26 protein-coding genes, 1 pseudogene and 1 riboswitch are annotated in these 24,607 nt (G+C 56.5%); of the genes and pseudogenes, 11 read left to right on the top strand and 16 right to left on the bottom strand.

Annotated elements, in window-relative coordinates:
* Positions 1-48: 48 nt before the first annotated feature.
* Positions 49-912: an N-formylglutamate amidohydrolase gene (locus FQ179_RS20300; RefSeq protein ID WP_149399192.1), complete on the top strand. Its 864-nt coding sequence runs from the start codon at positions 49-51 to the stop codon at positions 910-912.
* A 260-nt stretch (positions 913-1,172) separates the two neighbouring features.
* Here FQ179_RS20300 and FQ179_RS20295 read toward each other — a convergent pair whose 3' ends face one another.
* Positions 1,173-2,189: a C45 family peptidase gene (locus FQ179_RS20295; protein WP_149399191.1), complete on the bottom strand. Its 1,017-nt coding sequence runs from the start codon at positions 2,187-2,189 to the stop codon at positions 1,173-1,175.
* The gene (locus FQ179_RS20290) at positions 2,179-3,093 is read right to left on the bottom strand and encodes a MurR/RpiR family transcriptional regulator (protein ID WP_149399189.1); all 915 of its coding nucleotides are present in this window, start codon (positions 3,091-3,093) and stop codon (positions 2,179-2,181) included. Before FQ179_RS20290 ends, FQ179_RS20295 begins: the two co-directional genes overlap by 11 nt.
* A 260-nt stretch (positions 3,094-3,353) precedes the next feature.
* Here FQ179_RS20290 and FQ179_RS20285 point away from each other — a divergent pair, with 260 nt between their 5' ends.
* Positions 3,354-4,679 carry an aspartate aminotransferase family protein gene (locus FQ179_RS20285; protein ID WP_149399188.1) on the top strand — a complete coding sequence of 442 codons (1,326 nt, stop codon included), beginning with the start codon at positions 3,354-3,356 and terminating at the stop codon, positions 4,677-4,679.
* A 321-nt stretch (positions 4,680-5,000) separates the two neighbouring features.
* Here the strand turns inward: FQ179_RS20285 and FQ179_RS20280 are convergent, their stop codons facing one another.
* Complete coding sequence (locus FQ179_RS20280; protein ID WP_149399186.1) at positions 5,001-5,540, bottom strand: cob(I)yrinic acid a,c-diamide adenosyltransferase; 540 nt, start codon at positions 5,538-5,540, stop codon at positions 5,001-5,003.
* 1 nt (position 5,541) lies between these two features.
* On the bottom strand, positions 5,542-5,985 hold the full coding sequence (locus FQ179_RS20275) for a GNAT family N-acetyltransferase (protein ID WP_149399488.1): 444 nt from the start codon (positions 5,983-5,985) through the stop codon (positions 5,542-5,544).
* Between the two features lie 126 nt (positions 5,986-6,111).
* Here FQ179_RS20275 and FQ179_RS20270 point away from each other — a divergent pair, with 126 nt between their 5' ends.
* The gene (locus tag FQ179_RS20270) at positions 6,112-6,414 is read left to right on the top strand and encodes a copper-binding protein (RefSeq protein WP_149399184.1); all 303 of its coding nucleotides are present in this window, start codon (positions 6,112-6,114) and stop codon (positions 6,412-6,414) included.
* A 370-nt stretch (positions 6,415-6,784) separates the two neighbouring features.
* Here the strand turns inward: FQ179_RS20270 and hslU are convergent, their stop codons facing one another.
* From hslU to FQ179_RS20245, 5 genes are all read right to left on the bottom strand, one after another.
* Entirely contained in the window at positions 6,785-8,116 is a 1,332-nt protein-coding gene (gene hslU, locus FQ179_RS20265) for an ATP-dependent protease ATPase subunit HslU (protein WP_149399182.1), read from the bottom strand.
* Positions 8,117-8,167: 51 nt separating this feature from the next.
* Positions 8,168-8,707, bottom strand: a complete 540-nt coding sequence (hslV, locus tag FQ179_RS20260; protein ID WP_149399180.1) for an ATP-dependent protease subunit HslV — start codon at positions 8,705-8,707, stop codon at positions 8,168-8,170.
* A 121-nt stretch (positions 8,708-8,828) separates the two neighbouring features.
* Positions 8,829-9,269, bottom strand: a complete 441-nt coding sequence (gene dksA, locus FQ179_RS20255) for an RNA polymerase-binding protein DksA (RefSeq protein ID WP_149399178.1) — start codon at positions 9,267-9,269, stop codon at positions 8,829-8,831.
* Between the two features lie 75 nt (positions 9,270-9,344).
* Complete coding sequence (locus FQ179_RS20250; protein WP_149399176.1) at positions 9,345-10,442, bottom strand: GTP-binding protein; 1,098 nt, start codon at positions 10,440-10,442, stop codon at positions 9,345-9,347.
* A 172-nt stretch (positions 10,443-10,614) separates the two neighbouring features.
* Positions 10,615-11,094, bottom strand: coding sequence for a Fur family transcriptional regulator (locus FQ179_RS20245; protein WP_149399174.1), 480 nt, complete (start codon positions 11,092-11,094; stop codon positions 10,615-10,617).
* Between the two features lie 286 nt (positions 11,095-11,380).
* Between FQ179_RS20245 and aztA the strand changes: the two genes are divergently transcribed.
* Genes aztA through FQ179_RS20230 form a run of 3 tightly spaced genes read left to right on the top strand, consistent with a single transcriptional unit; the run spans position 11,381 to position 14,036 of the window.
* Positions 11,381-12,091 (top strand): zinc ABC transporter ATP-binding protein AztA, encoded by a 711-nt coding sequence (gene aztA / locus FQ179_RS20240; RefSeq protein ID WP_149399172.1) that lies wholly within the window; start codon positions 11,381-11,383, stop codon positions 12,089-12,091.
* Positions 12,091-12,984 (top strand): metal ABC transporter permease, encoded by an 894-nt coding sequence (locus tag FQ179_RS20235; protein WP_149399486.1) that lies wholly within the window; start codon positions 12,091-12,093, stop codon positions 12,982-12,984. Before aztA ends, FQ179_RS20235 begins: the two co-directional genes overlap by 1 nt.
* Before the next feature lie 5 nt (positions 12,985-12,989).
* Entirely contained in the window at positions 12,990-14,036 is a 1,047-nt protein-coding gene (locus tag FQ179_RS20230) for a metal ABC transporter solute-binding protein, Zn/Mn family (protein ID WP_149399170.1), read from the top strand.
* A gap of 87 nt (positions 14,037-14,123) precedes the next feature.
* Here the strand turns inward: FQ179_RS20230 and FQ179_RS20225 are convergent, their stop codons facing one another.
* The 5 genes from FQ179_RS20225 to FQ179_RS20205 all read right to left on the bottom strand — a co-directional run bounded on the left by FQ179_RS20225 (position 14,124) and on the right by FQ179_RS20205 (position 18,797).
* The gene (locus FQ179_RS20225; protein WP_255475082.1) at positions 14,124-15,197 is read right to left on the bottom strand and encodes a tyrosine recombinase XerC; all 1,074 of its coding nucleotides are present in this window, start codon (positions 15,195-15,197) and stop codon (positions 14,124-14,126) included.
* Between the two features lie 40 nt (positions 15,198-15,237).
* Positions 15,238-15,927 (bottom strand): DUF484 family protein, encoded by a 690-nt coding sequence (locus FQ179_RS20220; RefSeq protein WP_149399168.1) that lies wholly within the window; start codon positions 15,925-15,927, stop codon positions 15,238-15,240.
* Positions 15,924-16,835: a diaminopimelate epimerase gene (dapF, locus tag FQ179_RS20215; RefSeq protein WP_149399483.1), complete on the bottom strand. Its 912-nt coding sequence runs from the start codon at positions 16,833-16,835 to the stop codon at positions 15,924-15,926. Before dapF ends, FQ179_RS20220 begins: the two co-directional genes overlap by 4 nt.
* Positions 16,836-17,053: 218 nt before the next feature.
* The gene (locus FQ179_RS20210; protein WP_149399166.1) at positions 17,054-17,947 is read right to left on the bottom strand and encodes a lysophospholipid acyltransferase family protein; all 894 of its coding nucleotides are present in this window, start codon (positions 17,945-17,947) and stop codon (positions 17,054-17,056) included.
* A 10-nt stretch (positions 17,948-17,957) separates the two neighbouring features.
* Positions 17,958-18,797: a lysophospholipid acyltransferase family protein gene (locus tag FQ179_RS20205; RefSeq protein ID WP_149399164.1), complete on the bottom strand. Its 840-nt coding sequence runs from the start codon at positions 18,795-18,797 to the stop codon at positions 17,958-17,960.
* Positions 18,798-19,040: 243 nt separating this feature from the next.
* Between FQ179_RS20205 and metK the strand changes: the two genes are divergently transcribed.
* Entirely contained in the window at positions 19,041-20,204 is a 1,164-nt protein-coding gene (gene metK / locus FQ179_RS20200; RefSeq protein WP_149399162.1) for a methionine adenosyltransferase, read from the top strand.
* A 141-nt stretch (positions 20,205-20,345) separates the two neighbouring features.
* Here the strand turns inward: metK and FQ179_RS22390 are convergent, their stop codons facing one another.
* Positions 20,346-20,684 carry a hypothetical protein gene (locus FQ179_RS22390; protein WP_188074683.1) on the bottom strand — a complete coding sequence of 113 codons (339 nt, stop codon included), beginning with the start codon at positions 20,682-20,684 and terminating at the stop codon, positions 20,346-20,348.
* On the opposite strand from FQ179_RS22390, the pseudogene FQ179_RS20190 reads away from it, so the two are divergent.
* From FQ179_RS20190 to metF, 4 genes and pseudogenes are all read left to right on the top strand, one after another.
* Positions 20,599-20,778, top strand: a pseudogene (locus FQ179_RS20190) (DUF1289 domain-containing protein); the annotation flags it as partial. The gene FQ179_RS22390 and the pseudogene FQ179_RS20190 sit on opposite strands and share 86 nt — an antisense overlap.
* Before the next feature lie 136 nt (positions 20,779-20,914).
* Positions 20,915-21,018: riboswitch (S-adenosyl-L-homocysteine riboswitch) on the top strand.
* An 84-nt stretch (positions 21,019-21,102) separates the two neighbouring features.
* A complete protein-coding gene (gene ahcY, locus FQ179_RS20185) occupies positions 21,103-22,521 on the top strand; it encodes an adenosylhomocysteinase (RefSeq protein ID WP_149399160.1) in 1,419 nt (472 codons plus the stop codon).
* A 117-nt stretch (positions 22,522-22,638) separates the two neighbouring features.
* Positions 22,639-22,977, top strand: coding sequence for a phage holin family protein (locus FQ179_RS20180; protein ID WP_149399158.1), 339 nt, complete (start codon positions 22,639-22,641; stop codon positions 22,975-22,977).
* Positions 22,974-23,834: a methylenetetrahydrofolate reductase [NAD(P)H] gene (metF, locus tag FQ179_RS20175; RefSeq protein ID WP_149399156.1), complete on the top strand. Its 861-nt coding sequence runs from the start codon at positions 22,974-22,976 to the stop codon at positions 23,832-23,834. Before FQ179_RS20180 ends, metF begins: the two co-directional genes overlap by 4 nt.
* 30 nt (positions 23,835-23,864) lie before the next feature.
* Here the strand turns inward: metF and FQ179_RS20170 are convergent, their stop codons facing one another.
* Complete coding sequence (locus FQ179_RS20170; RefSeq protein WP_149399154.1) at positions 23,865-24,497, bottom strand: 5-formyltetrahydrofolate cyclo-ligase; 633 nt, start codon at positions 24,495-24,497, stop codon at positions 23,865-23,867.
* Positions 24,498-24,607 lie beyond the last annotated feature (110 nt).

Raw genomic sequence — 24,607 nt, 5'->3', positions numbered from 1 at the left:
GCACTGTCCCGCGCAACACGCCTGCAACCCCTTTGACGGAGACGTATCATGAAGTATGCAGATCAGGATTTTGAACCCTTTACGCTGGCATACCCAACGGCGCCCGCTATTCCACTGGTATGTGACTCACCGCACAGCGGCACGACTTACCCCGCAGATTTTCAGTTCGCCGTGCCGATTTCCGAGTTGCGCATGGGCGAAGACCTGTTCGTGGAAGAGCTGTGGCATGCCGTGCCGTCAGTAGGTGGAACCCTGCTGGCTGCAACGTTTCCGCGTACCTATATCGATCCCAATCGCGAAGTAGATGACCTTGATCCTAATATATTGGCCGAGCCCTGGCCTGAGCCGCTGCACCCCGGGCCCAAATCGGCACTGGGTCACGGCCTGATCTGGCATATGGCGCGCGATCGTCAGCCTGTGTATGACCGCAAGCTTTGGGTACTAGAAGTGGAAAACCGCATTGGCACTTACTACCAGCCTTATCACGATGCCTTGCGCGAGGCTATTGAGGCGGCTTATGAACACTTTGGCACGGTGTGGCATCTGAACCTGCACTCCATGCCTTCCAACTCCTATGAAGTGCTGGAACTCGACACTGATCGGACGCTGGCTGACTTTGTTCTGGGCGATCATGATGGCAAGACGTGTGATCCTACCCTGGTTGGCATTGTTGAAGACTTTTTGCGGGGGCGCGGCTATACCGTAGCACGCAACGACCCGTTTAAAGGGGTGGCACTGATCGGTCGTACCGGGCGCCCGAGCGAGGGGCGGCACAGTCTGCAGATTGAGGTAAATCGCGCACTTTATATGGATGAACAACAGTTTGAGAAAACCGGCAACTTTGCAAACCTGCAGCGTGACCTGACGGCATTGAGCGCAGAAGTGGCTGGGTTCATACGTTCGTTGTTGTAGTGACTGTAGTGGCTGTAGTGGCTGTAGTGGCCGCGGCGCACTTCGGCAGGTTATCGACCATTGAGGTGCCTGGGCATACACGCCATGACATGGGACGGACCACTGCTATCACAAGACGCGTCGTGGCCTTGGCGCACAATACAGCGCCATGGCCACGCGGTTGCTTTATGGACTTATCGCGCGTAATGGCCCGTGCGAGCGCGTATCGCGCTCGGTCACACCGGGCAGTTCATGGCTACGCGGCAAAGCCCGCTATCAGGTTATACGGGCTGCCCATCTACCATGTTGAGCACCGGTGCCTGGCCAGGTTTTTCGTACACCCGCCAGCGGATATGGTCTTCATCGACATGAATATCCGCCGTTGCCATGGTGTTTTCATTATCACTGTCGTTGGCGGCGTTGCGATAAATGGGGAAGGGCTTATCTGACTGGTCGGCAAGTATGGCCAGTGGGTCGATGTCCTCGGCATTTAGCAGTGACTCGCCGAGCTCCTGGCGATGGCGTGATGATTCGGTAATAACTTGTGGCAAACCCTGTAGTGCCGGGTGTATTGCATGGTTGGCGTGCAGTGCAGGTTGCTGCACGTGCAATACAGAAACGGCCTGGGCATTGAACTCAATGCTAAGCAGGTCGGCTCGCCCGCGCTGGGCCATACTCAGGTGAAAGCCCCCCGCTCTGGGCGTGTTTTCGAGCAGTGTAACGGCGTCTTCGAGCGTGCGCTGTTCGAGCAGGGCGCGGGTAAGAACCATGCGCGGCAGGCCCACACTAACCTGCCGGGAGCGCAGGTTGTTAACCGTCATGGCTAAGCCATGTTGTGTTACGGCAAACGTGTGGCCGGGTATGGATGCCGGGTAAACAAACGAGGCAAACGCAGGGCCCTCGTCAGGCCTGAACATACCGATGCCGCAAAACCCGGTAAAGCCGGGGTCGCCGTCTTCATTATGGGTGATGCGTGGCCCGTTGGCAGAAGGCAGCAAAACGGTGGTGCAGCCATCGGGTGGCATGGCCCAGACGTCACCGCGGCAATTCCAGAGAAACACATCGTCGAAAGCAAGCTGCAGACCATCAGCCAGACCCCGCAGCTCGTCAAGCGTGCGCGGAAAATGCCGGGCTGTTAACTGCTGCATTTGTCTGGCTGCGTCGGTACCGCGCCAGGCCATGACAGTTGCCCATGATTCTGAATTGATGAGGTATGTATTGGCGGCTTCGGCTCCAAATTTGCCAAGTGCTTGGCCAATCTGAAAGGGGGTACCCGAGAGTTCGATACTAGTAAGCATCGTTGACCTTTTCTGCTGTAGAGCGTAAGGGGTTTAAGTAGGCGCCGTCTTGCTGAAGATGGCCTTCGGCCTGTCTGATGCTATTGACCGCTTGCGGCCCAGCCTGCGCCAGTAATTGTTCGATCAGGATTTCTATCAGGCTGAGTGCGGCGACGCTTGATGGAAAAAATGAGGGGGTATCGGTGGAAAACTGCAGTACACAGTCGGCCTGCAGCGCCATGGGCGCGACAACGCTGTCACAGATGGCCAGCACCTGGCTCTGCGCCCGTCGTGCCGCCTCGGCAACCTGCATGGATTCATGCGAGTAGGGCGCAAACGAAATGATGACCGTGACATCCTCTTTGCTTATGCCACGTAAATCCATGTCGAGTGTGCCGGCATCGCCACGTATGAGCATGACCGTGGGTCGAAACAGCCGGTACAGATACTGCATGGTGTAGGCAGGCGCAAACGAAGCGCGAAAGCCAGCCACATGTACAGTGCGCGCCCTGGAAAGCATGCGCACTGCTTTAGGCAGATTTTGCGCGTTGACATCGGCCAGCATGCGCACATTGTCAGCCTGGATGGTCGCACTTTGGGTAGCGCTGCGCGACCGACCGCGTACTACCGTGCTGGCACGTTCCGCATATTGGCCTGAGGCGCTGCGCAGCGATGCCAAAAACACTTTTTTCAGGTCGCCCCAGCCCGCGTAGCCCAGCGATTGTGCAAGACGCACCAGGGTTGCAGGCTGCACACCGGCCTGAGTTGCAATGGTACGCATTGAAGCCACCGGCACTTCGGCCGGAAAATCAAGCAGATACCTCGCCCCCACCTGAAATTGCGGTGTCATCCCGGCGAACTCGTGCTGAACGCGCGCCGTAAAGGCGTCTAGCGTTTTGGGGGCCGGGTTTGCAGCGTGCGTCATATGTCGTGTGCTTAGACAGCTAACATCGTTGTATGGGGCATAACCTATGATATTAGCAGCCCTGTAGGGGCATTATCGTAATAAATTTACAACAGCCCCGGGTTATGACTATGGTGCGATGGGCTTGTGTGTTTGATTTATTTGTTGTCAGGTATATCATTCAAGATTCAACTGTTGAATTTACCGTCAACGCCAGCCAACGCTAAATTGCGCGACGTTGTCTTCTTTATGCTTGACAACCGCATTTTGCGGAGGCCTTCATGACACACGTCTTTCATCGCAACCCCGGCCAGCAACTTAATTTTGCCGTGCGGGGCCAGGGCATTCGCCTGTTTGATCAACATGGCAAAGGTTATATTGACGCGTCGGGAGGTGCTGCCGTGTCATGTCTGGGGCATGGTCATGCAGCCGTTATTGCTGCGATCAAAAAGCAGGTTGACGAGGTTGCGTACGCCCATTCGTCATTTTTTACCACACAGGCTGCCGAAGACCTGGCTGACTTTCTGGCCGCGCGGGCACCTGGCGACCTTGATCATGTTTACTTTGTGTCGGGTGGGTCTGAAGCTGTCGAGGCATCGCTCAAACTGGCGCGCCAGTATTTTGTTGAAATCGGGCAGCCTTCGCGCAGACACTTTATTGCCCGCCGCCAAAGCTACCATGGCAATACGCTTGGCGCGCTGGCCATAGGCGGCAATGCATGGCGTCGCGAGCCTTTTCTTCCGCTACTGGTACCGGCTCATCATGTTGCGCCGTGTTATGCCTACCGTGACCAGCGCCCTGACGAATCCGAAGAACACTATGCGGGTCGGCTTGCGCAAGAGCTTGACGACAAAATACGCGAGCTAGGCCCTGAAAGCGTCGCCGCTTTTGTGGCCGAGACAGTGGTGGGCGCGACGGCAGGCGCGCTGGCCCCCGTTAAAACGTATCTGCAGCGCATACGCGAGGTATGCGACCGGCATGGCGTTTTGCTTATTCTGGATGAGGTCATGTCGGGCATGGGCCGTACCGGCCATTTATTTGCCTGCGCTGAAGACGGCGTCGTGCCAGACATTATCGCCATCGCCAAAGGTCTGGGTGCAGGCTACCAGCCTATAGGGGCCATGCTGGCCAGCGATCGTATCTACAAAGCCATTGTTGCTGGCACCGGGTTCTTTCAGCACGGGCATACCTATATGGGGCATGCCACCGCCTGCGCGGCGGCGCTTGCCGTGCAGCATGTCATAGAAAGCGATAGGCTGCTCGACAATGTGCTCGCCCGTGGCGAACAATTGCGCACCCAATTGCGTGAGGCGCTGGGTAGCCACCCCAACCTGGGTGATGTGCGCGGCCGAGGCATGTTTGTGGGGGTAGAGTTCGTACAGGATAAAGCCAGCAAGAAGCCGTTTGACCCGGCCCGTAAAGTGCATGTGGCGCTCAAGAAAAAGGCCATGGAAAACGGCCTCATGATGTACCCCATGGGCGGCACCATTGACGGGGTGCATGGCGACCATGTGCTGTTGGCCCCGCCCTTCATCTGTACACCCGCTGATATCTCTGAAATCGTGTCGCTGTTTAGCGCTACGGTCGGTCAGGTTTTGCCCGCATAAGGTGTAACCCCGCCTTTGCTGTATTCGAACAGGTGCCGCTAGAACGCGGGTAGATTCGCCTGCCGACGCCAGTCAGCAAACACCGGTTGCGCTCAAAGAGGGCACAACGCCGCAGCAACTTGATGCCCCGGCAAATGGCGGCTCTACATCATTAAGGGGGGGGGCACAGGTATTCATTAAACTTAGTTTTGCGAAGAACAAGTCTAATGGAGGTAATACCCATGTCCCCAGTTGATTCTATCTTAGTATTGGCCGATTTCGTTGTTCAGCGCGTGCAGCGTGATAGGGTCGTGCTGGCCTACGCACACGCCATGACGGGTGTTAGCGCTGCCATAAAACGTCTGTCTGGCCTGCCGCCTGGTTTAGCACTCTTGCCAGCACAAAGCACAGGTCTGAAAGCCGGTTTAAATACTGCCGTACGGGCTCGCTGACATCTTCGTTTCGGCCCAATACAACGACAGCGCGCTCAGCACGGCGGCAGGTGCTGCGTGCTATGTGGGCCAGTGCGGCGGCACGGCAGCCGCCTGGCAGAATAAACTCTTGCAACTTGCTCAGCCCGGCGTTGTAGTGCGCCAGGGCGTCATCCAGAAACTGCACCTGCTCGGGGGTGAGTGCCGTATGGCCGGGTATGCAAAGCTCTCCGCCCAGGTCGAATAAATGATGCTGCACCTTGCTCAGCAGCGCATCTACATCGGCGGGCAATGCTTCGGTGCGCCACAAGCCCAATACGCTGTTTAGTTCATCGACCTCGCCCAGCGCAACAATGCGCGGTGCGTCTTTGTCGATGCGGCTTCCGTCGCCCAACCCTGTCGTGCCTTTGTCGCCAGTACGGGTTGCGATCACAGAAAGACGTGTGGCCATGTCATGCCTCCAGAGTTTGTTGGGCCAGGCGGTGCAGCGCATCACCGGTCAAGCGTACGATACGCCATTCGGGTAGGATCTCGGCCCCATGGCGCTGGTAAAAGTCGATGGCGTTCTGGTTCCAGTCGAGCACAACCCATTCAAATCGGCCGCAGCCATGCTCAATAGCCAGGCGCGCCAGATGCTTCAGCGCCATGCTGCCCAGACCATTGCCGCGATGGGCTGGCTGCACGTAGATGTCTTCAAGGTACAGGCCGCGCCGATCCAGAAAGCTGGAATAGTTGAAAAACCACATAATGTAGGCAACCGGCACATCAGGGTTGTCATGAGTATGCGCCACCAGGCAGTTGACGGCGGGGTGCTCGCCAAAAACGCTGTTGTGCAGGCTTGCTTCGGTGGCCTGAAAAATGTCGGTAAGTTTTTCAAATACCGCCATCTCATGCATGAGGGCCAGAATGTGCGGGATGTCTTCGAGGCGCGCAGTACGCAGCCCGTAACCACTTGTGCTGAGGGACAAAATTACTTTCCTGTTTGCGTTATGCTGTACTTCTATATTGATGGAGTTTAGCGTATGTCATCCAGCACACAACATCGTATGTTGGCGCTCGCCGCAGCGCTTGCAATGACGTCTTTTTACGTGACGCCTGCCGTGGCGCAAGAAGCAACGGCAAAGGGTGAGGTACGGCGGGTTGATGCCGCTGCCGGAAAAATCACCATTAAACATGGGGCTATTTCAGACCTTGATCTGCCCGCCATGACACTGGTTTACATTGCCGATGCCAAGCTGCTTACGCAAATTAAACCTGGCGACAAAATTACCTTCAAAGCCAAACGCGTCAATGGCCAGTACGTGGTCACTGAGATTTCAAAATAGGCAATGGTGTAGACGCGGGGGGGTTAACGATATCGCAATATGCCAAAGTGGCATGTAATACCGACCGGCCCATCGGACAAACGCGACCGCCATGAAGGTTTCAACGATAGGCATTGAACCGCAAAGAATGAGCTTGGCGTTCTCGTCTGGCGCAGTCGTCAACTACTGATTGCGTTCAAGGTACAAGGTGCAAGGTGCAAGGTGCAAGGTACATGAGACACCTTGGTCCTGAAACGCGTTGATTATTCCCCGCGCTATTTTGTAGAGCTATCTGCGGGTTAGTGCGCACCTTGAACAGTCTGTGCTGTGCGACTGGTCTTACAGGGCCATCCGGCGCCATGAGCAGCATGGTGCCGGATGGCCCTGGCTTTTAAAGCACGTAGCGCGCGAGGTCTTCGCTGGCGGCTGCTTCTTCCAGTTTTGAGTCAACGTAGCTGCCGTCAATGATGACGGTTCTGCTGCCATGGGCGCTGGCATCGAACGACAAGTCTTCGAGCAGCTTTTCCATGACGGTGTACAGACGGCGTGCGCCGATATTTTCAGTGCGCTCGTTGACGTCAAAGGCCAGCTCGGCCAGACGTTGTATGCCTTCGTCGGTAAAGTCTAGCGTGACATCTTCAGTGGCAAGCAAGGCCGTGTACTGTTTGGTGAGCGAGGCATCGGTGTCGCAGAGAATGCGCACGAAATCTTGCGCCGTCAGGGAGTCAAGCTCGACTCGGATAGGAAAACGCCCCTGTAACTCGGGGATGAGGTCTGACGGGCGAGAAAGGTGAAATGCCCCCGAGGCAATAAACAGTATGTGGTCGGTGCGTACCACCCCGTATTTAGTGTTGACCGTTGTGCCTTCGACCAGTGGCAGCAGGTCGCGCTGGACGCCCTGGCGTGACACGTCGCCGCCAGATTGCTCCTGACGTGTCGCGATTTTGTCGATTTCGTCGAGAAACACAATGCCGTTCTGCTCTGCATTGATGACAGCCGCAGTGCGCAAGTCTTCTTCGTTAATGCGTTTGCCCGCCTCTTCTTCGATAAGTAGCTTGAAAGCTTCTTTTACCGTCATTTTCTTGGGCTTTTTCTTGTCGCGACCCAGGCCGGCAAACATGCCGCGCAATTGCTCGGTCATTTCTTCCATGCCGGGGGGGGCCATGATTTCCATTTGCGGCGCCAGTTGAGCGACTTCGATCTCGATCATGGTGTCGTCAAGCTTGCCTTCGCGCAGGCGTTTGCGGAATGTTTGGCGGGCGCTGTTTTCTTCGCGGTCAGGCTCGCCGTGTGCATTACGCGCGGGCGGGACGAGTACGTCGAGAATGCGATCTTCGGCAGCATCTTCAGCCTGGGTGCGTACGCGCCGCATTTCGACGTCACGGGTTTGCTTGACTGAGATTTCAACCAGGTCGCGGATAATGGTGTCAACGTCCCGACCCACATAACCGACTTCGGTGAATTTGGTGGCTTCGATCTTGATAAAGGGCGCATTGGCCAGCTTGGCAAGACGGCGGGCGATTTCTGTTTTACCGACGCCGGTAGGCCCAATCATCAAGATGTTTTTGGGCACGATTTCATTGCGCAAGGGCTCGGGTACCTGCTGACGACGCCAGCGGTTGCGCAGCGCAACGGCCACCGAGCGCTTGGCGCGATCTTGCCCGACAATGTTTTTGTCGAGCTCGGAGACGATTTCTCCGGGAGTCATGTTGGTAGCGGACATAGTAGGAATCTGAAAACGGTTGTTGGGGGACGCTGGAGTACGGGCTGGCAATCAGGCCGGCAGCGTCTCGACAATGTGATTCTGGTTGGTGTAGATGCATAGATCGCCGGCGATTTCGAGAGACTTTTTGACGATTTCGGCAGCGGTCAGGTCGGTGTTGGCCAGAAGGGCGAGTGCGGCAGCCTGAGCGTAGGCACCACCAGAACCAATGGCGGCAACGCCGTGTTCGGGTTCGAGCACATCGCCGTTGCCGGTAAGAACAAGCGTGTGCTCTTTGTCGGCTACGATTAGCATGGCTTCAAGGCGGCGCAGCATACGATCGGTACGCCAGTCTTTGGTGAGTTCGACCGCAGAGCGCATGAGATTGCCCTGGTGTTTTTCGAGCTTGGCCTCGAAACGCTCTTGCAGCGTGAAGGCGTCGGCCGTGGCGCCGGCAAAGCCTGCCAACACCTTATCGTTGTAAAGTTTGCGTATTTTGCGTGCGGTGCCCTTGATGACTATGTTGCCCAGGGTGACCTGACCATCGCCGGCCAGAGCGACGTCGTTGCCGCGTCGCACACAAATAATGGTTGTTGCGTGAAATTGTTCCATGGATTCTTCCTTTTGAATTTAGCACATGGGGCCGACAGCCCAAAATTCAAGAGAAAGTATGTTGCTTATACAGCCGTCGCCCGATCCATGGCACAGGCGGCGGCTGTTTGCCGTACAGGGTTTAGTCGCCGTAAAGCTTTTGACGCATTTCGCGGCGTTCTTGGGCTTCGAGCGACAGCGTGGCGGTGGGGCGTGCCAGCAAGCGGGCAACGCCTATGGGCTCACCGGTTTCTTCGCACCAGCCATATTCTCCGGAGTCGATAAGTGCGATGGACTGCTGCACTTTTTTGAGAAGCTTACGTTCACGGTCGCGGGTACGAAGCTCGAGCGCGTGCTCTTCTTCGATCGTGGCACGGTCGGCCGGATCGGGTACGTACTGCGTCTCGCGCAGGTTTGATGTGGTCGCGTCAGCGTTGTTCAGGATTTCCTGTTCAAGCTCTTTCAGACGATTACGGAAAAAGGCCAGTTGGGCTGCGTTCATGTAATCGGCTTCAGGCATTGCCAGCAGCTCTTTCTCTGTCAGCAAACCTTGATTTTTTGCGGCGGCTGTTTTGCTTGCCATGATTTGTCCTCTTTTTCTAGTGTTGGTGCATAGAACCGTGTAGCGGTCGCCTGCGACGCGTTATTTGGTTCGTGATCAGACCAAGCATTGTTCCAGGCCCCGGGTGAAAATCTCCTGGGGCAGTTTACGACCTATGAATACCATTTTGGTATTGGGCTTTTCACTGGATAACCAGGGTTTTCCAGGCTCTGCACCCATCATCATGTGCACACCCTGGAAAAGCATACGGCGGTTTATCCCTTTAAGATACAGAATACCTTTGTAACGGAGCAGGTCGGGACCATACACCTGGACGATACCGCCCAGAAATTCTTCGAGCCGCTCCGGGTCGAAGGCTTTGTTGGAGCGAAACACGAACGCGCCGATTTGATCGTCGTGGTGTGCATGATGATGATCATGATGGGTATGACCGCAGCTGGGGCCGCAATCACCTTCATGGTCGTGGTCGTGTTCGTGAGCATGATCGTGCTTATGATCATGCGCCGCGTTAGGGTGTTCGTCGGCCAGAAAATCTGGGTCAATGTCGAGAATGGTATTCAGGTTAAAGCCGCTGACATCCAGCAGTGCCGAAAGGTCAGTTTCGCCGAAATTTACCGGCGTGATGGTTGCCCGCGGGTTAATGTGCACCAACCTGGAGCGAAGGGCCTGGTAATCAGCTTCGTTGACCAGGTCTTTCTTTGAAACAAGAATGCGGTCGGCAAAACCTGCCTGCCTCTGTGCCTCTTCTTGGCGGTCGAGGGTTTCCATGCCGTGCTTGGCATCTACAACGGTAATAACTGCATCAAGCCGGTAGTAGTCGGCGATTTCGTCATCCATGAAGAACGTCTGGCATACGGGGCCAGGGTTGGCCATGCCGGTGGTTTCAATGATGACGCGCTCAAAATTGAGCTGACCCGACTGGCGCTTAACGCGCAATTCGTTCAGCGTGCGCATGAGGTCGCCCCGCACGGTGCAGCATATGCACCCGTTGCTAAGTTCGACGATTTCTTCTTCGGTGTCTGTGACCAGCAGTTCGTTATCGATGTTTTCGGGACCGAACTCGTTTTCGATAACGGCGATGCGCCGACCGTGGTATTCAGACAGAATGCGCTTCAAGAGGGTGGTTTTTCCAGCACCCAAAAAGCCTGTCAGTACGGTAACCGGTACCATTTTGTTTGGGGTAACGGTGTTCATGGTAAGCCTCGCATAGCGCGTCAGGTACACAGACCGCTAAGGCAGCAGCCAGCGGCCATGCCGTGTGTCGGACCGCGCAAAAAAAACATTAACGTGCGATTACAGCACAGCTTTGACAATAGGGCAAATGCTGTGAGTATATATGCACAAGTGGTATTGATTATGACGCTGGTTAGTGCGCGTGTGTTTCGCGCTTGCGGCACTTGCCGCACAGGGCACGAAGTTCGGTTTCGTGCTCTGACAAAGAAAAACCAGCCTCAGCGACGCGCTCTTCGAGAATACGGGTGAGGGCAGGGTCGCTGAGTTCGGCGACCGCCCCGCACTGGGTACAGACCACGAGCAAATCGTGGGGCTCACCGGCGGCATCCATGCAGGCAGCCCACGCATTGATGGCGTCAAGCCGATGAACCAGACCTTCTTCGACCAGGAAATCAAGTGCCCGGTAGACGGTCGGTGGTGCGGCACCCGGTTGTACATCGCGGATGAGGTCAAGCAGCTCATACGCTTTTACGCTGCGGTGCTCGGTTAGCAAGATTTCGAGCACTTTGCGGCGTATGGGTGTAAGCCGCTTGCCGCGCTGAGCGCACAGAGATTCGGCTGTGCTTAATTGCGCGGCCAGAGCGGACGTTGATGTCGAGTGTGTGGCGACCATGGCGAGACCCGTGAAGTTGCCGGGGTATGTTGGAAGTTAATAATACCAGTGTGATGCAGGCGCAAGTGCGCCATACATCATTATCATGTTATAACATAACACGTTTACGCTCGCCCTTGCCTCACTTGTCCATGCTCCCAACTATAAAGCCTTTCTTTCGCTCCTCCCGACCTTATCGAGGCTCGGCCCTGCTGTCTTCCTGCTGGCAGCGCGCCGCCCGTGTTTCGGTGGCTGTTGTGTTTTTGTGGGTTCTGGCTGCTTGGGCCATGGGCTGGTGGTAAGTACCATGAGTACTCCCGTTATTGAGTTTGATCAGGTTTCGCTGGGGTGGGGCGATCGTGTGGCGGTGCGCGATGTGTCGGGTGTATTTGAGCCAGGTTCCCTCACGGCTGTGGTTGGTCCAAATGGCGCAGGTAAGTCTACCTTGGTCAAAGGCATTACTGGCTTAGTCAGCCCTTTGCGCGGCCAGATCCGGCTGGCTAACGCCGCGCGTATAGCGTGCCTGCCGCAGCTTTCCGATCTTGATCGCAGTTTTCCCGTTACCGTATACGATCTGGTGGCCATGGGTTCGTGGCCGCGTGTAGGTTCGTGGCGCCGTTTTGGGCGATCCGAGCACGACAGTATTCATCAGGCGCTTAACACGGTGGGCCTGGCTGATTTCGCCCAACGTATCATTGGCACCTTGTCGGGTGGGCAGCTGCAGCGCGCCCTGTTTGCCCGGCTCATGCTGCACGACGCCGATACGTTGGTGCTCGACGAGCCTTTTGCCGCCGTCGACCGCGCTACCACCGAAGACCTTATCGCCATCATCAGTAACTGGCACAGCGAAGGGCGTACCGTTATCGTGGTTCTGCATGATCTCGATCTGGTGCGCAGCCACTTCCCGCAATGCCTGCTTATGGCCGGGCAGGCGGTGGCCTGGGGCCCCACGCTTGACGTGCTCACCACTGAAAACATGCATATGGCTCGGCATCTTTGCGCAGGAGACTTCCTGTGATGTGGCTTTATCACTTTTTGGCCAGCCCCTTCATTGAGTACGATTTCATGCGTCGGGCGCTGGCGGGCTCGTTTGCCCTGTCTTTTGCGGCCGGCCCCATGGGGGTGTTTCTGGTGTTGCGTCGCCTAAGTCTCATGGGCGACGCTATGGCCCACGCCATACTTCCAGGCGTGGCGGTTGGTTTTCTTACGGCAGGTCTTTCTCTTACCGCCATGACCATTGGCGGCATGGTGACGGGGCTGGTTGTCGCATTGCTGGCTGGCGCAGTGTCTCGCTGGACACCCCAGCGCGAAGACGCCAGCTTCGCCGCCTTTTACCTGGTGTCACTTGGTCTGGGGGTGCTGCTGGTATCGCTCCGAGGGTCTAATATGGACCTCATTCACGTGTTATTCGGCACCGTGCTGGGGCTTGATGACAGCGCTCTGTTGCTGGTTACCTCCGCAGCAAGCATTACCCTTATCAGCCTGGCCTTTATTTTTCGTCCGCTTGTGCTCGAATGCCTCGACCCTCAGTTTTTGCGCGGCCAGGGGGCGGCCGGCACAGTCATACATATGGTTTTCCTGGTGCTGCTGGTGTTAACCATGGTATCGGGGTTTCAGGTGCTTGGCACGCTCATGGTTGTTGGCATCATGATGTTGCCCGCTACGGCTGCCCGTTTTTGGGTGGGTACAGTTGGCCGGCAAATGGTGCTGGCGGCGGCATTTGGCGCGCTATCGTCCTATGCAGGCCTACTCTGTTCGTACTATATCAACGTACCTGCCTCTCCTGCCATAATTCTGGCTGCAGGCTGTGTCTATTTTTTATCGGTTTGTCTGGGCCCGCAAGGGGGGCTGTTCCGAGCGGCGCGCCAGGCCCGTGACCGTCGCCAGCGCTTCGCGCGTATTCCGGAGTAAACAATATGCTTGCAATTTCTTCAATACGAGTCTTTTGCGGCTCGCGTCGTGGTTTCCTTGCAGGGCTCTTGTCGGCGGGGGCGTTTGCGTTCTGCGTATCCTCCACTGTTGCGCAGCCCAAGCAAAGTGCCGCTGAGCCACTACGTGTCGTAGCCAGCTTTTCCATATTGGGTGATATGGTCAGCGAAATCGGTGGCCAGCATGTTGCCTTGACCACCATCGTGGGGCCTGGCGGTGATGCTCACACATTTGAGCCCTCGCCCAAAGATGTGCTGGCGCTTGCCAAAGCACAGGTGCTGGTACTAAACGGTCTAGACTTCGAAGGGTGGCTGCCACGCCTCATCAAGGCATCGGGCTTTAAAGGCCTGCAGGTACTGGCTTCAGATGGCGTGAAGGTCAGGCTTCTGGGCCGCGATGACCAGTTAGTGCTGGGGGCATCAAGTGCTCATAGTCACGACCAGGGTAAAGGTCACGACCACGCCCATGCTCATGACAGCGGCCATGAGCATGGTCATTCGCCCGGCGAGGTCGACCCTCACGCATGGCAAGACTTGAGCAATGGCATTATTTACGCAAACAATATAGCTGAGGGTCTGTCGCGTGCCGACCCTGCCAATAGCGCCAGCTACCGCAGTCGTGCAGACTTATACATAAAAAGCATGCAAAAGCTTGATGCCGAGCTTAAGGCAGTGCTAAAAGAAATTCCCAAAAGCGGGCGCACTGTTATTACCACTCATGACGCATTTGGCTATTTTGCTCAAGCATACGGTATACGGTTTATCTCGGTAGCGGGTTTTTCCAGTGCTGCTGAGCCTTCTGCAAAAGATCTGGCCCAGATTGTCGATAATGCAAAAAAGCAGCATGTTTCTGGCGTTTTCTTCGAAAACATAAGCAGCAACAAAATTATGGAACAAATTGCGCGTGAGACGGGCGCCAAACGAGGTGGTACGCTGTATTCTGACGCGCTGGCCAGCCCCGGTGAGCCTGCCGGCACTTATCTGGGCATGTTTTCATGGAATGCCGGCCGTCTGCTTCGAACCCTCAAGCCCTGATCGGGCGCATCGGGCTATGCGTTTTTGCGGGGCGTGCTTGCCTAATTGCTCCATGGCGGGCAGCAACAAGGTAAGCCTAGTGCCTATTCAGCGTTTTTTGGCGCGGGGGTGTGCCTTGTCGTACACCTGCGCCAGGTGCTGAAAATCAAGTCGCGTATAAATTTGCGTGGTCGAGATGTTGGCGTGCCCCAGCAGTTCTTGTACAGCGCGCAAGTCTTGAGCAGACTGCAACATATGGCTGGCAAAGCTGTGCCGTAGGCTATGGGGGTGCACATGCACCGGCAGACCCGCGCGGGCGGCCATTTTGTTTAGCTGAATCTGAACCACTCGCGGTGAAATCCTTTGGCCGCGGGCACCCAAAAATAGCGCAGCGCCGGCGTCGGCATCAGGCTCACCCTTTAGCAGCTGGCTGCGCACTTCTAGCCAGCTTTCTATGGCCTCAATGGCTTTTCTGCCCAAGGGTACGGTGCGCGTTTTATTGCCTTTCCCGTGTATAACGGCTTCTTGTTCACGCAGCTGTATCCAGCTTTGCGAAGTATAAGTCCCCTGGTGTATATATTGCCGGTCCAGGCTTACCAGCTCGGCAAGTCGCAAACCGCTTGAGTACAGGGTTTCAAACATAGCCTGGTCACGGCGAGCAATGGGTGTGTCTGACTCAAACAAGCTTGCGCCTTCGTGTTCGGCGCTGGCTTCAGCCACAAGGTTATGCGAAGCCGGGGTAGTCTTGCGCCCCAAGGCATCCCCGCGGTCAGGCGTGTCTGGTATGTGTTGGCCTTGGCCTCGGCGGCGTCCGGGGCGATCAAGTAGAAGCTGCGCCTGTTCTACCGATAGCGCTTTGGGCAGACTACGAGGTGCCTTGGGAGCGCGCACGCCCGCTGCCGGGTTGGCTGCCATGTTGGCCTTGGGAGCCCACCATTTAAAAAAGCCACGCCATGCGGCAAGTGCGCGGGCGAGGCTGCGTGGCTTGTGGCCTTGTGCATGCAAGCGCGCTACCGCTTGCCGTATGTGGGCTTCGGTGACGCGCTCAAGCGGTGTGTCTGGGTGGATGGTGATCAGGTGATGCAGGTCTTGCCGGTATCCCGCCAAGGTATGCGGCGAGTATCGTCGATTGCTTTCGAGGTGGGCGAGCCAGTGTTCCATGGCGTTGGGCAATGCGTGCATCGGGTCCTTGAGCGGGGCTGAAAGGCCGGAGCGTCTGACGTCAGGCGCAGGCGTCAGGCCTGGTTGGCCCTTGCAGCCGTAGCAAGCTGGCGCTGGCCAGCCGGTTAATGGTTTCCAGAAACGCTGTGCCCATGTCGGGCGTGAAACGCTCTAGGTCGTCTGAGCCCATAACCAGCAGGCCTATAGGTTCGCCACCTGCGGCGGGACGAAGCGCCACAATGGCCAGTGAAACGGGAGGGGTGCCTAGCCAGCCAGCGACTTCCTGGTTATGGAACGGGCCGCAATAGGGCTCTGTCAGGTCGCGTGCAAAGGTGCGGATCTCATGGGTTACGTCTTGTGCAAATTCATTTTCATCAGTCAGTTTGCTCAGATCCCAGAGCCGCAGGGCAATAGTGGGCAGGTCGAAGAGGTCGCTGAGGCTGCGCACAATGTGCCCGGGTATCTGCTGTGCGTCGTCTTCGGCCAGCATGCGACAGCACCAGTCGTTGAGCGTGATGCTGATTTTTTCATTACTGGTGGCATTGTGCACCAAACCCGAGAGCTTCCATTCGAGATCTTTGCTGCGTGCCCGCAGCGTCATGATCTGGCGCTCACCCAGAGAAATGGCACGGGTTTCATGCGGATGCGGCACGCGCAAGTTGGAAAACAGCTCAGCATGTTCCGTGAAAAAAGAGGGGTTCTCTTGCAGAAAATGCGCAATCTCGTCGGCGGAGAGGCTGTTTGTACTCATGGCTGTGATGCGTCCTTGAAATTAGGTGACTTAATAAGTGTATTGATGTCGATCTGGCCGGTAAATACCGTTGTCGCGGGGCCACTCATGCTGAGGGCGTCGCCGTCCCAGGTTATGGTGAGTTCGCCCCCGGGCATTTGCACCTGAACAGGGCTTTCAAGCAGGCCGCGTCGTATGCCGACTACGGCGGCCGCACAGGCGCCAGTGCCGCAAGCCAGTGTTTCGCCCGCGCCTCGCTCGTAAACGCGCAGGGCGATGGTGTGGCGGTTAAGCACTTGCATAAAGCCAGCATTGACGCGATTGGCAAAACGCGGATGTGACTCGATGATGGGGCCTACTACGCCAACGGGCGCCGTCCTGACGTCGTCGACGAGCTGAACGGCATGTGGGTTGGAAATGGCGACCAGCGACAGCTGCAGGTCACCATGACCTGCCAGCGGCAGCGTCCACAGTGTGTCATTACCGCAGACGGCAGAGGTGAGGCCTTTGGTGTCAAAACCCACGGCCTTAGGGTCGAAGCGGGTGCGGCCCATGGCGACCCACACTTCGCCGTCATCGTTAACGCGCAAGGTGATAAGGCCGGTGCAGATCTCAGCCCGCAGAGGGTTGCGCTTTGAAAGCCCCTGCTCATGCACAAAGCGCACGAAGCAGCGGGCACCGTTGCCACAATGCTCGACTTCACTGCCATCGGCGTTGAAGATACGGTAACGGAAATCAGCTTCGGGGTGAAGGGGGTTATCGACAAGCAAGATCTGATCAGCACCGATACCGAAGTGGCGGTCAGCGAGTGCCCGTGCGATTTCAGGCGTAATGGCAATGGCTTGCCGTACACCATCAATTACGACGAAGTCATTACCTGCGCCGTGCATTTTTGCGAAATTCCAGATCATTGAGGCATTATCCCGTATAACGATGGGTTTGTCCGCTGTTGCGTGGGAGTGGGCGTGCGGCTGTCCGCCCAGCGTGCGTTGCATGATCGCAAATAACTAAGCGCTCGTTTTGGTCTGCAATACATAGGCGTGCACCCTATGCGTGTGCAGATGCCGAACACCTAATGCCAAATGCGGAACGCCGGCGAGAGGAAAGGCTTATCGGAACAGTGATCGGAGCTGGTCTCGCGTGGTGCTTAGTAGAATTTTTTCTCACCCAGCGGTCTGGTTTTGAAGCGCCTGTGCACCCAATAGTATTGAGGTGGGTCGACACGTACCCAGTCTTCGATCAGTCTGTTGAACCGGTCTGTCGCCGCTTCCAGCGAACCCTCGCCCGGAAAGTCGTCAATAGGCGGGAGGACTTGTGTGGTGTAGTGCCCGGTCTTGATGTCTAGATTGGTAACAATAGGTACAACAGCGGCTTTGCATGAGCGTGCAATCTGTGCCGTGGCGAGTAGGGTGGCGGCGGGTACATTGAAAAAAGGGCTAAAGACGGTACCGTCGCTGCGCCCGAAATCCATGTCAGGCAGGTAGTAAATGGGTACACCGTTACGCAAAAGCCTGATCATGCGCCGTACACCTTCGTGGCGGCCTATAAGATGGACGTTACTGAAGCGGCTTCGGCCTTCTTGCATCATGCGATCAACGTCTGCATCGCTCTGGCGGGTGTAAATAGTGCCAATTTCTTCCACAGCAAGCGTGATCCGTGTGGCGGCTGCGTCAAGCCCAATAAAATGCGGCGCCAGCAATATGATGGGGCGTTTGGCGTCGAGCAATGCCTGGATATGTTCAAAACCATTCAGGCTGATGGTGCGAGTGATTGCTTCAGGTGGGCCAAACCAGCACAGGCCACGGTCAACAACTGACTGTCCAAGCAAATGGAAGTGTTCACGCAGCCAGGCGTCGCGCTGTTGCTGGGTGTGCTCAGGAAAGCATAGCTGCAGATTGACGCGCACGATGTTGACCCGCGAACGTAACAGCTTGCGTGCCAGCCATCCAAGCAGAGCACCCCAGCGCAGCCGGGTGGTGGTAGAGGAGTTGCCCAAGTAACGGAATATCGCACGTAAAAGAGGCAGTTTATTGACGTTCATGTGGCGTATCCTACGGGCGGGGAGGTGCCTCATCAGGTACCTTATAGCGGTTGTAACTCCAAAGATATTGTTCTGGAAATCGGCGAATAAGGGTTTCCATTGCACCGTTGATGATTGTGGCCAGTTCTTCGGGTTGCCTGGGCAGAGGCTCGGGCAGCCGTAAATAATGGATTTTCCAGCCCTGTCCGTTTGGCAGGCGCTCTCCGGCGGTCAGGATGACGGCTACGCCTGTTTGCACGGCCAGTTTGCCCGCCAGCGTCATCGTGTAGGCGTATTTATCAAAGAAGGGCGCCCATACGCCTTCACCGCCGCCTGGAACCTGGTCGGGGAGCATGCCTACAGCCTCGCCGCGCCGCAATGCCCGCACAAACTCGCGTACCCCCTGAAGGTTGGCGGGCACGGCACGCAGGCCCGACATGTTACGAGCTTGCTCCATGATGGGCTCGAAAGCGGCCTGCCGAGGTGGCCGATACATGACGGTAATAGGCCCATGTTGAATAAGATAACGGGCAGTGATTTCAAAGCAGCCCAAATGCGGGGTTAGGTAAAGAATGCCTCGCCCTTCGGCCAGCGCAGTGTGTACAACTGCGTCGTCGTCGCTGTGCGTTTTGCGCAGGCACTGCGTGGTGCGTAGCCATACTTTTGGGGTTTCGAGAATCATGGCGCCGGTCTGGGCAGCCGCCCGACGCGCGAAAGCGGGGTCTACATAGCCGGCCTGCCGGGCGTTGCCCTGCAGCCGTCGCCGATATCGGCCCGGCCAAGCGTAAACGAGCAGGCCCATGGCCTTGCCTACCGCTTGCAGCGCAGGTAACGGTATGCGCGCCAGCAAACGAAATATAGCCAGAAGCATAGCCCGCCAAAAACCCTTCGGTAATAAGTGAAAACAGATACGAAGACGTATTTTCGCTTAAAATACCATTTATCGCTGAGTTAACCGACAACTTGCGGGGCGATGGCATACCACTGCATGTGGTGCGCTAAAAACCGCTAAAGCGTCGCGCCCTGATTTCTACTGCTCTGCAGATGTCCGAGGTGCAACGCGTTTCGTTCAACCTCCATACTGCGATTGCAGTGTTTTTTAGGACGTATCGCTGTGGCAAACAACGATTTTCTGTTTACTTCCGAATCGGTCTCCGAAGGCCACCCAGACAAAGTCGCCGATCAAATCTCCGACGCCATTCTCGATGCACTGCTCGAGCAAGACCCCAATTCGCGTGTCGCAGCCGAAACGCTGTGCAATACCGGGTTGGTCGTGCTTGCGGGTGAAATCACCACTATGGCCAACATTGATTACATACAGATTGCGCGCGACACCATCAAGCGCATCGGCTATGACAATACCGAGTACGGCATTGACTACAAAGGCTGCGCAGTACTGGTGGCCTATGACAAACAATCTCCCGACATCGCCCAGGGCGTAGATCGCAGCCCTGAAGACGCCCTCAACCAGGGCGCGGGTGATCAGGGGCTTATGTTTGGCTATGCCTGCGATGAAACCCCCGACCTCATGCCTGCGCCCATTTGGTATGCGCACCGTCTGGTGCAGCGCCAGAGCGAGTTGCGTAAAGATGGGCGCCTGCCGTGGTTGCGGCCCGATGCCAAGTCTCAGGTTACGTTCCGCTATGTAGACGGCAAACCCGTCGAAGTCGATACCGTGGTGTTGTCCACCCAGCATGCGCCTGAAATCTCGCAGCAAGATATCCGCGAAGCGGTCATCGAAGAAATCATCAAGCCCAGTTTTGCCGAAGGCCTGCTCACGCCTGCAACCAAGTTCATGGTCAACCCTACGGGGGTCTTTATTATTGGCGGCCCCCAGGGCGATTGTGGCCTGACAGGGCGCAAAATTATTGTTGATACCTATGGCGGTGCGTGCCCGCATGGCGGCGGCGCATTCTCGGGCAAAGACCCGTCCAAGGTTGATCGTTCTGCCGCGTATGCGGCACGTTACGTGGCTAAGAATATTGTGGCAGCGGGCCTGGCGCGTCAGTGCCAGGTGCAGGTCAGCTATGCCATTGGCGTGGCTGAACCCATCAATATCACCGTGTACACAGAAGGCACGGGCGTCATACCAGACGACCAGATCGCCCGTCTGGTACGAGAAAACTTTGACCTTCGGCCCAAGGGCATTATCAACATGCTTGATCTGTTGCGTCCCATCTACACAAAAACGGCCGCCTATGGGCATTTTGGCCGTGCCGAGCCCGAGTTCACCTGGGAAGCGACCGACAAAATCCAGGTGCTGAAACAGGCAGCCTGAAATGAAACCCACTGAGACGCATCGCTTTGGGGGCAGCCCCGGCGAGCCGTCAGGCCCCGGCCAGACGGCAGCGTCTCAGCAGACACATAGCAAGTCTTCGCATGCTGGTGGCACCATTATGGCTGCCTCTTCTGGTGCTGACTATGCCAGCGACACTGCAGCCAGCAGCGCATCCGGCAACGTAACTAGCGGTGTTACTAGCACCGCAGCCAGCAACACAACCAGCAACACAACCAGCAACACAACCAGCAACACAACCAGCAACACAACCAGCAACACAACCAGCAACACAACCAGCAACACATCCAGCAACACATCCAGCAACACATCCAGCAACACATCCAGCAACACGCATGCCAATGATCTCAGCCTCAATGGCACAGACGCGCGCGGGGTTTTTGATCGCACTGACTCTCCCTGCGTGGCCGTGTGCTCCACGCTGTACGATGAAATCTGCCGGGGGTGTGGACGCACTGCCATGGAAGTCGCCAATTGGGTCTTTTTTGACGACGACGAAAAACGCGCTATCTGGCAGCGCATTACGGCCCAGGGCTATCCCAAGCGCAAGGGTTAATTTAGCGGCGTTTTTTCGTCCGTTTGGTCGAGGCGATTTCACCTTGAGGCTGCAGCCTGCAGACGCAACCGGTGTTACCAGAGCCGCAGCATTGCTGGCTGGCCCGACACATCTATAAATTACGCTACAATATTTGCATCCTGAGGAGCGCTGCAACGGCGTAGGGGTTGTGGCCAACAGGTCGCCCGCTATAGCCGCTAGGCTCAGGTCTGTTTTCAACATCAACCGCGCTCATCGTTTCCTGTACAGGCAAAGATGAGCGCGGCGTGTTTTGCACGTTGTTTTCGCGTCTTTCGGCCGGTACAGGTTTATGGGATTACTGCCATGAATACTGTTGCTGACGCCACATCTACCGATTTTAAAATTGCCGACATCGCCCTTGCGGGCTGGGGTCGTCGCGAGATCGCCATTGCCGAAACCGAAATGCCCGGGCTCATGGCCACGCGCGAAGAGTTCGGTGCCTCCCAGCCGCTAAAGGGTGCCCGCATTGCAGGCAGCCTGCACATGACCATCCAGACCGCCGTGCTTATCGAAACGCTCAAGGCGCTCGGTGCTGACGTTCGCTGGGCGTCATGCAATATTTTCTCCACCCAGGATCACGCCGCCGCAGCCATTGCGGCCGGTGGCACGCCTGTATTTGCCGTTAAGGGCGAATCGCTCGAAGAGTACTGGCAATACACCCACCAGATCTTCGATTGGCCAGAAGGGCAGTTTGCCAACATGATTCTCGACGATGGCGGCGATGCCACCTTGCTGCTGCATCTTGGTGTGCGTGCCGAATCAGACCTTTCTGTGTTGAGCAAACCTGAGCACGAAGAAGAGCGTGTGCTGTTTGCATCCATTAAAGAACGCTTGCAGCAAGACCCCAAGTGGTACTCCACACGTATCGCGCATATCAAAGGCGTTACCGAAGAAACCACCACCGGTGTGCACCGTTTATATCAAATGTCCAAGAAAGGCGAACTGGCCTTTCCGGCCATTAACGTCAACGATTCCGTCACCAAGTCCAAGTTTGACAACTTGTACGGTTGCCGCGAATCACTGGTTGATGGCATCAAGCGGGCCACCGATGTCATGGTGGCCGGCAAAATCGCCGTCGTGTGCGGTTTTGGCGACGTTGGCAAGGGCTGCGCCCAGGCGTTAGCAGCCTTGCGCGCCCAAGTCTGGGTTACCGAAGTTGATCCCATCTGCGCACTGCAAGCTTCTATGGAAGGCTATCGCGTAGTCACGCTGGAAGAGGCGGCTGACAAGGCTGACATCTTTGTAACGGCTACCGGCAACTACCATGTGATCACCAAAGACCACATGTTCCGCATGAAAGACCAGGCCATTGTGTGCAATATCGGGCACTTTGACAGCGAAATCGATATCGCATCGGTTGAAGACCTTGAGTGGGAAGAAATCAAGCCGCAGGTCGATCATATTATTTTCCCCGATGGCAAGCGCATTATTCTGTTGGCCAAGGGGCGTCTGGTTAACCTGGGTTGCGCCACGGGCCACCCATCGTTCGTGATGTCGGCGTCGTTCGCCAACCAGACCATTGCACAGATCGAGCTCTTTACGCGCGGTGAAGCTTATGAAACCGGCAAAGTGTATGTGCTGCCCAAGCATCTTGATGAAAAAGTTGCACGCCTGCATCTCAAAAAACTGGGTGTGCAGCTAACAGAACTGAGTCCTGAGCAGGCCGACTACATTAACGTGCCTGTCGAAGGGCCCTACAAGCCGGATCACTATCGGTATTAAGCACCGCATCGCTGCAGGGCCGGCTCGCTGCACCGCGGCAGGCCCGCAGGCTGGTCTATTATTTGTACCCACCATTGCGTCATACTTGTCGTCAAGGTTTAACTACGGAGCGTCATCATGGAACTTTTACTTGTCTGGCTACTGAACGCAGTTGCATTGCTTATCGTGGCCTATATTCTTCCAGGCATCACCGTGGCCTCGTTCGGGTCTGCGCTCATCGCCGCTCTGGTGCTTGGCCTGCTTAATACGCTGGTCAAACCCGTCTTGATTCTGCTCACGTTGCCTATCACTATCGTAACCCTGGGGCTGTTCCTGCTGGTGCTCAACGCGCTGGTGTTCTGGTTTGCCGGGTCAGTACTTAAAGGTTTCCACGTTAATGGGTTCTGGTGGGCGTTGCTGGGTGCCTTGGTGTACAGCATTGTGTCCGGTCTACTTTCAGGGTTATTGACGTCATGAGTGGTAAACAGGCCATTAGCCTAGAGTTTTTCCCGCCGCGTGATATTGCCGCCCAAGAAAAATTAGTAAGGTCAGCCAAGCAGTTGCTGGCGCTACAGCCAGAGTATGTCAGTGTCACATTTGGTGCGGGCGGCTCTACGCGTTCAGGTACGGCCGATACCGTTCGGCTGTTGCAAAACCTGGGCTGCGATGTTGCGCCTCATTTGTCATGCATCGGCGCCACGCGCGCCGAGTTGGCCGAAATACTCAATAATTATCGCGCGCAGGGCGTACGACGCATTGTTGCCTTGCGGGGCGATCTGCCTTCCGGCATGGGTGGTGATGCGGGCGAGCTGCATTACGCCAGCGAGCTGGTGGCGTTTATTCGAGAGCACAGCGCTGACTGGTTTCAGGTTGAGGTGGCCGCCTACCCCGAGATGCATCCACAGGCACTCACCGCCACTGCTGATCTTGAACATTTCAATAACAAGGTGCAGGCAGGCGCTCAGGGCGCCATTACGCAGTATTTCTTTAACGTGGATGCGTATTTTGACTTTGTCGATCGCGCCCGTGCTGCCGGGGTAAGCATCCCCATCGTGCCGGGCGTTATGCCGATTACCAACTACACCCAGCTGGCAAGGTTTTCAACCATGTGCGGGGCAGAGATCCCACGCTGGCTGCGTTTAAGGTTGACTGACTTTGGTGATGACCGGGCCTCGATCAGGGCATTTGGCGCTGAGTTTATCGGGCAACTGTCGCAGGCTTTGCTTGATCGCGGCGCGCCAGGGTTGCACTTTTATACGCTTAATAATGCCGAGGCAACCATGGCGATCTGGCGTCAGCTTTCGCTGCGAGATACCAGTGTGGCGGTTGCCTGAGCACGGGGCCCGACGCTAGCCCGCAGCCGTTCAGGTAATGACGGGTGCGGGTACCGCCCAGCCTTTGTCTGTCAGCACGCTGTCAAGACGTACGTCGTGAGGGGCGGGCGTAAAGCTGTCTTGCGACAGGTCTCCGGTAGCCCAGGCGATGCCTATGGTCGTAAACGAGTGGCCTGCTTCTTTAAGGGCTGCCAGTGTGCGATCGTAATACCCTTTGCCGTAACCAACGCGATCGCCCTGGCGTGTATAGCCCAGGGTGGGTACCAAAATGACATCAGGCGCTTGGGCGATTTCACCCATAGGTTCTTGTATGCCAAAGGCGCCTTCGTGCATGGGAGCGCCAGGAACCCAGAACCGAAACTGCAGTGGCGTGTCAGGGGCCGTGACGACAGGCAGTGATACGCGGTATCCTTCCTCTTCAACCCATTGTTGTAGTAGGGGTTGTAGCCCGGGTTCGTCGTCGGTCGACCAGAATGCGGCAATATGCTGTGGCGTTGGTCGCCCAGCCTCGCGCAAACGGGTACGTGTCGTGGCTAGCCAGGTGTACAGGCGGCCTCGTATCAGCAACGCGCCGCGGCTGCGGTCTACCGGGTTTTGCGCGTCTCTACGTTCTTTCAGGCGCGCTCTCAACGAGGTTGCGTTATTTTCTGTGCTGTGATTCATGGGCAATGTTTATGTCGGGGCAAAACAAAATGTTAATCGATAGTCAACGGTATCAGAAAACCGCAGGCGTGTCTGGCAGGCTCAGTTTGCCATACTTGCGCCTGGGGGGT

Source organism: Pusillimonas sp. ANT_WB101 (assembly GCF_008369125.1).
Lineage (GTDB): Bacteria > Pseudomonadota > Gammaproteobacteria > Burkholderiales > Burkholderiaceae_B > Allopusillimonas.
The sequence above is the reverse complement of the archived record's forward strand: the minus strand, read 5'-3'. Positions and strand labels throughout refer to the sequence as shown.

Excerpts from the sequence above, each read along its gene's own strand:
- FQ179_RS20300 (WP_149399192.1), top strand. The coding sequence starts at position 49 with ATGAAGTATGCAGATCAGGATTTTGAACCCTTTACGCTGGCATACCCA.
- FQ179_RS20295 (WP_149399191.1), bottom strand. The coding sequence starts at position 2,189 with ATGCTTACTAGTATCGAACTCTCGGGTACCCCCTTTCAGATTGGCCAA.
- FQ179_RS20290 (WP_149399189.1), bottom strand. The coding sequence starts at position 3,093 with ATGACGCACGCTGCAAACCCGGCCCCCAAAACGCTAGACGCCTTTACG.
- FQ179_RS20285 (WP_149399188.1), top strand. The coding sequence starts at position 3,354 with ATGACACACGTCTTTCATCGCAACCCCGGCCAGCAACTTAATTTTGCC.
- FQ179_RS20280 (WP_149399186.1), bottom strand. The coding sequence starts at position 5,540 with ATGGCCACACGTCTTTCTGTGATCGCAACCCGTACTGGCGACAAAGGC.
- FQ179_RS20275 (WP_149399488.1), bottom strand. The coding sequence starts at position 5,985 with ATGCATGAGATGGCGGTATTTGAAAAACTTACCGACATTTTTCAGGCC.
- FQ179_RS20270 (WP_149399184.1), top strand. The coding sequence starts at position 6,112 with ATGTCATCCAGCACACAACATCGTATGTTGGCGCTCGCCGCAGCGCTT.
- hslU (WP_149399182.1), bottom strand. The coding sequence starts at position 8,116 with ATGTCCGCTACCAACATGACTCCCGGAGAAATCGTCTCCGAGCTCGAC.
- hslV (WP_149399180.1), bottom strand. The coding sequence starts at position 8,707 with ATGGAACAATTTCACGCAACAACCATTATTTGTGTGCGACGCGGCAAC.
- dksA (WP_149399178.1), bottom strand. The coding sequence starts at position 9,269 with ATGGCAAGCAAAACAGCCGCCGCAAAAAATCAAGGTTTGCTGACAGAG.
- FQ179_RS20250 (WP_149399176.1), bottom strand. The coding sequence starts at position 10,442 with ATGAACACCGTTACCCCAAACAAAATGGTACCGGTTACCGTACTGACA.
- FQ179_RS20245 (WP_149399174.1), bottom strand. The coding sequence starts at position 11,094 with ATGGTCGCCACACACTCGACATCAACGTCCGCTCTGGCCGCGCAATTA.
- aztA (WP_149399172.1), top strand. The coding sequence starts at position 11,381 with ATGAGTACTCCCGTTATTGAGTTTGATCAGGTTTCGCTGGGGTGGGGC.
- FQ179_RS20235 (WP_149399486.1), top strand. The coding sequence starts at position 12,091 with ATGTGGCTTTATCACTTTTTGGCCAGCCCCTTCATTGAGTACGATTTC.
- FQ179_RS20230 (WP_149399170.1), top strand. The coding sequence starts at position 12,990 with ATGCTTGCAATTTCTTCAATACGAGTCTTTTGCGGCTCGCGTCGTGGT.
- FQ179_RS20225 (WP_255475082.1), bottom strand. The coding sequence starts at position 15,197 with ATGCACGCATTGCCCAACGCCATGGAACACTGGCTCGCCCACCTCGAA.
- FQ179_RS20220 (WP_149399168.1), bottom strand. The coding sequence starts at position 15,927 with ATGAGTACAAACAGCCTCTCCGCCGACGAGATTGCGCATTTTCTGCAA.
- FQ179_RS20210 (WP_149399166.1), bottom strand. The coding sequence starts at position 17,947 with ATGAACGTCAATAAACTGCCTCTTTTACGTGCGATATTCCGTTACTTG.
- FQ179_RS20205 (WP_149399164.1), bottom strand. The coding sequence starts at position 18,797 with ATGCTTCTGGCTATATTTCGTTTGCTGGCGCGCATACCGTTACCTGCG.
- FQ179_RS22390 (WP_188074683.1), bottom strand. The coding sequence starts at position 20,684 with ATGGCAGTGCGTCCACACCCCCGGCAGATTTCATCGTACAGCGTGGAG.
- ahcY (WP_149399160.1), top strand. The coding sequence starts at position 21,103 with ATGAATACTGTTGCTGACGCCACATCTACCGATTTTAAAATTGCCGAC.
- FQ179_RS20180 (WP_149399158.1), top strand. The coding sequence starts at position 22,639 with ATGGAACTTTTACTTGTCTGGCTACTGAACGCAGTTGCATTGCTTATC.
- metF (WP_149399156.1), top strand. The coding sequence starts at position 22,974 with ATGAGTGGTAAACAGGCCATTAGCCTAGAGTTTTTCCCGCCGCGTGAT.
- FQ179_RS20170 (WP_149399154.1), bottom strand. The coding sequence starts at position 24,497 with ATGAATCACAGCACAGAAAATAACGCAACCTCGTTGAGAGCGCGCCTG.